This window comes from Halanaerobium saccharolyticum subsp. saccharolyticum DSM 6643, from assembly GCF_000350165.1.
GTDB lineage: Bacteria > Bacillota > Halanaerobiia > Halanaerobiales > Halanaerobiaceae > Halanaerobium > Halanaerobium saccharolyticum.
This window is the reverse complement of record NZ_CAUI01000013.1, coordinates 1-3,460: the sequence shown is the minus strand read 5'-3', so window position 1 is coordinate 3,460 and position 3,460 is coordinate 1. Positions and strand designations below refer to the sequence as shown.

Here is a 3,460-nt window from a genome sequence, read left to right as displayed (position 1 = left end):
TTTTAGTTTCTTTCTGATCTTTTCTCCATCTTTAGCTGTATTAACAACTATTGCTCCTTCTTCTTTCAAACCTGCTGTAACATCAACACTTTCTAAAAGTGTCTCATCTACTACTACAACATAATCTGGTTTGTAGATATTGGAGTGTACTCTTATTTTGTCATCGCTTATTCTGTTGTATGCTGTGATTGGAGCTCCCATTCTTTCTGGTCCGTATTCTGGGAAGCCCTGTACATATTTGCCGGTAGAAAATGCTGCATCAGCTAAAAGCAGGGAAGCTGTTTTTGCTCCCTGGCCTCCTCTACCATGCCATCTAATCTGCATCATATCTCTTACACTTCCTTTCTGGGGTTGTTTAAAATTTATCCTTCGCCTATATTATAATGCATATTCTATGCCGAAACTCAAATTAATTTAATTTTTTTTTATTTTTTTTCGTTTTTAGTCTATTGTTAGACTTATTTTACTATTTTAGATAATAATTAGATATAACTAAGCTTATTTTAAGATATTTTTTTATCTTCGCTATAAAATTAGCGATATTTATTACAACTAAGTAAAGAATAGTTTACATCTATCTAAGGTAAAGAAAAAAGGAGTAAAGCATAGTTAATCATATCTTATTAAATAAAAAAACATCAAATTATGTCAACATAAATTGCCGCTGTTAAATTATTTTTACTCGTTCAAAATGTTAATTATTTATTTTTTTATACAATATAAATTCTTATCAAATTTTTTCAAATAAGCCTTTAAATCTCCAACAACACTCTGCCTGTCTTCCTGATTTATCAATACTCTTTCGAAAAAATCAGCTACCTGATTCATGTCTTTTTCTTTCAGGCCTCTCCGGGTTATTTCCGCTGTTCCAATTCTAATTTCACGATCTGGTCCTCCAAAGTCATCAGAAGTAAGAATCCCGCTTTTCTCCAGCTTTCTCGCTGTCTTATAGCTTCCACCAAATTCGCTAACATCCATTAAGACTAAATGACTTTCGGTAAAACCTTCTTCTTTAGCAAGTACTTTAAAACCTTTTTTATCAAGGTTTTTAGCAAGTGATTTAGAATTTTTTATTATTTGTTTACCATACTTCTCACCATATTTTTTCATCTCTAAAATGGCTGCAGCTAGAGCAGGCAATCTATTAATATGATGACTGGTGACAAGACTTGGCATAACTTCATTAACTTTAAGCATTATATCTTTTGAATTAGAAAGAATAATTCCTCCCTGAGGTCCTGGGAAAGATTTATGAGTGCTGCAAAATACAGCGTCAGCTCCCTGTTCTAAGGGGTTTGGAAAAACTCCGCCAGCAATTAAACCACTAATATGAGAAGAATCGTGAATTAAATATGCCCCAACTTTTTTTGCTGCTTCAGCAATCTCTTCCACAGCCTCTGGAAATAACATGCCAGAGCTTCCGAGAATAATTAACTTAGGGGATTTTTCTTCTATTTCTTTAATAAATCTTTTAGTGTCTATAGTTTGGTTTTTCTTATACGGTATAGCTTCGACATTAAAGACTCTATCAAAATGTTCTACTGTATCTGCCATTGGTTCAATCAAACCATGACCCCAGTTTTCTAATACAACTTCCATAATTAAATCATCAGGATCAGTTAAAGCTAAAACTGTTGCAACTCCTGCTATGTGACCTCCAATTGGTCTTAAATCACAATATTTAGCTTTAAAAATATCTTTAACCAGATTTTGAGTTTTAGTTTCAATTTCTTTTATGTATTTATTACCTGTATACTCTCGCTCTTCCCCTTCTAAACCCTCGTAACAACCGTATCTTCCAACTAAATCAGAATCAAGATATTTTCTAATAACAGGATTTATGTAGTTTTCTGAGGCAATTAAATTAAGGCAATTATCTCTATAGTCATTATGTTTAGCCATTAATTTATCAATTTCTTTTAAGGATTTAAAAATGTTAATCACCTTCTTTTTTAAAATAATAATTATATTTTATTTTACAGCGATAAGTGAAATTTCAACTGCTACACCTTTTGGTAAACTTCCGACTTCTACACAGGCTCTTGCTGGCTGTTCTTCGGTAAAATATTCTGCATAAACACTATTAACTGCAGCAAAATCATTGATATCATCAAGGAAGATCTCTGTTTTAACAACATCTTTAAAGCTACAATCGGCTGCTGCTAGAACGGCTTTAAGGTTTTTTAAAACTCTCTCTGCCTGCTCCTCAACTCCACCATCTATAATTTCTTGAGTTTCTGGATCGATAGCAATCTGTCCAGATAAATAAACTGTATTACCTGCCTTAACCGCCTGTGAATATGCACCTACTGCTGCTGGTGCCTGCTCTGTATGAATAATTTCTTTTGCCATTTTATATTCCTCCTATTTTTTAGTTATTAAGTCCAATTCAATTTTTATTAAAAATATTAATTTTAAGTCAAAAAATAGACTGCTGGTGTGGCGCCAGCAGTCTTTTATTTATAATGACAAAACTTTTTATTACATTTTGTTATAATTTTTTATTACAAAATGTAATAATTATAACACTTCATTTTTAAAATTTAAGTAGAAAATATCTGTTTTTATTAAATTTATGTTCAAATTATAATTTACTTCTCTCCACACTTAACTAAAAGCTGTTCCCAGCGGTGGTCTACTTCTGCCTGGATTTCTTCTATCATATCTCTTTTTTCTGCTTTTGTTACATGCTTGAAGCGTCCCTGTGCTTTTAGGAATTCTTCGATAGGCAGCTTTTTCTTTGGCTTGTAGTTTAATCTCCACTCACCGTTTTCTATCTCATACATTGGCCAGTAACATGTCTCTACTGCAAGTTTACAGAGTTCCATTAACTTTTCTGGTGGATATCTCCATCCTCTTGGACATGGTGCCATTACGTTTAAGAAGGTCGCTCCTTCTGTATAGATAGCTTTTTTTGCTTTTGTATGCAGATCTTTTAAGTTACCAATAAATGTTGTTTGAGCTACATATGGTAAGTTGTGATCTGCCATGATTGCTGTCATGTCTTTTCTGAATTCAGATTTTCCTCTTCCTTCTTTTCCTACTGGTGTTGTTGTTGTATCTGCATAGCGTGGTGTTGCTGATGATCTCTGGATTCCTGTATTCATATAGGCTCCATTATCATAACAAACATATGTCATATCATGGTTTCTTTCCATTGCTCCTGATAATGACTGGAATCCGATATCATATGTTCCTCCATCTCCACCAAAGGCTATGAACTTATAATTTGTATCTTTATCTATTTTTCCCTGCTTTTTTAGGGATTTATAGGCTGCTTCTGCTCCACTTGTTGTAGCTGCTACGTTTTCAAATGCATTATGAATAAATGAATCTCTCCAGGATGTATATGGATACATAAATGTTGATACTTCTAAACATCCTGTTGCACATCCTATTACTGCTTCATCATCTTCTTCTAATGCTCTCAGCACTGTTCTTACTGCTACTGGGGCTCCAC

General features: G+C 33.4%; 4 protein-coding genes. All 4 read right to left on the bottom strand.

What is annotated here, in order from left to right:
• A partial coding sequence (locus HSACCH_RS05235) for a 2-oxoacid:acceptor oxidoreductase family protein (RefSeq protein ID WP_040477155.1) occupies nt 1–327 on the bottom strand: 327 nt, incomplete at its 3' end.
• A 375-nt stretch (nt 328–702) separates the two neighbouring features.
• Nucleotides 703–1,944 (bottom strand): aminotransferase class I/II-fold pyridoxal phosphate-dependent enzyme, encoded by a 1,242-nt coding sequence (locus HSACCH_RS05230; RefSeq protein WP_005488418.1) that lies wholly within the window; start codon nt 1,942–1,944, stop codon nt 703–705.
• 27 nt (nt 1,945–1,971) lie between these two features.
• Nucleotides 1,972–2,352 carry a RidA family protein gene (locus HSACCH_RS05225; protein WP_005488417.1) on the bottom strand — a complete coding sequence of 127 codons (381 nt, stop codon included), beginning with the start codon at nt 2,350–2,352 and terminating at the stop codon, nt 1,972–1,974.
• Nucleotides 2,353–2,591: 239 nt separating this feature from the next.
• A partial coding sequence (locus HSACCH_RS05220) for a thiamine pyrophosphate-dependent enzyme (protein ID WP_040477153.1) occupies nt 2,592–3,460 on the bottom strand: 869 nt, incomplete at its 5' end.